This window comes from Acidisphaera rubrifaciens HS-AP3, from assembly GCF_000964365.1.
Taxonomy (GTDB): Bacteria; Pseudomonadota; Alphaproteobacteria; order Acetobacterales; family Acetobacteraceae; genus Acidisphaera; species Acidisphaera rubrifaciens.
In genome coordinates this window covers 1-921 of the sequence record NZ_BANB01001027.1, presented here as the reverse complement: position 1 = coordinate 921, position 921 = coordinate 1, and the positions used below count along the sequence as shown (strand labels likewise).

General features: G+C 73.8%; 1 protein-coding gene. It reads right to left on the bottom strand.

Annotated elements, in window-relative coordinates; all coding sequences use genetic code 11:
* Nucleotides 1-119: 119 nt before the first annotated feature.
* Nucleotides 120-921, bottom strand: an 802-nt coding sequence (locus B8460_RS19825) for an ABC transporter permease (protein WP_241771254.1), incomplete at its 5' end; no start/stop codon positions are given.

Genomic DNA, 921 nt, shown 5'->3' with positions numbered 1-921 from the left:
CCTCGCCCGGCCCGGCGGTGAAGGCGACGTCGCGCAGCACCTGCCGCATCCCGCCGCCGCCCGGCGCGCGATGCGCCTTGCTGTCGATCCGCAGCGCGAGGCTCATCGGCCGGGCCGCGCTAGCACTGGCGCCACGCGCGCGTCCGGCGCTCCCATGGCTGGAGCACCGCCATCTCGGCGGCCAGCATCAGCCCGGCGAACAGCAGCCCATAGGCGAGGATCGCCGTCACGTCGAAGTTCTGGAACGCGAGGTTCAGCGCATAGCCCACGCCGCTCGGCCGCCCCAGCAGCTCGACCACCAGCACGATCTTCCAGGTGATCGACAGCCCGCTGCGCGCCGCCGCGGCGATATACGGCGCCAACTGCGGCATCAGCAGATGCCGCACCCGCCGCCACCGCGGGATGCCGAACGCGGTCGCCACGTCGGCATAGGCGGGGTCGAGCGCGCGCGCGCCCTCGCGCACCGTCACCGCGATGGTCGGCGTCTTGGCCAGCGCGACGGCGACGATCGCCCCCGTCTCCGTCTGGCCGATCCAGATGTAGCAAAGGACGATCACCACCAGCAGCGGCAGGTTCAGCAGGATCGTCAGCACCGGGTCGATCAGCGCATCCGCCGCCGCCCGTCGCCCGGCCAGCACGCCGATCAGCGTGCCCGCCGCCATCGACAGGCTGAAGGCGGCGACCACGCGCGCCAGCGTCACGCCGAAGTTGTACAGCAGGTCGCCGTGCACCGCGTCCCGCACCGCCGCCGTCGCGACCGCATAGGGGTCGGGCAGCAGATGCGGCTTCGCCTCGATCCAGGCGAGAAGCCACCACACCGCCACGAAGCCGAGCAGCGACGCGGCGCGCAGCCCCGGCACGCCGCGCCGGGACGTGCCCGCCGCCGGCGCCGTCGTCTCCGTCACGGGCACCCGCGCGACC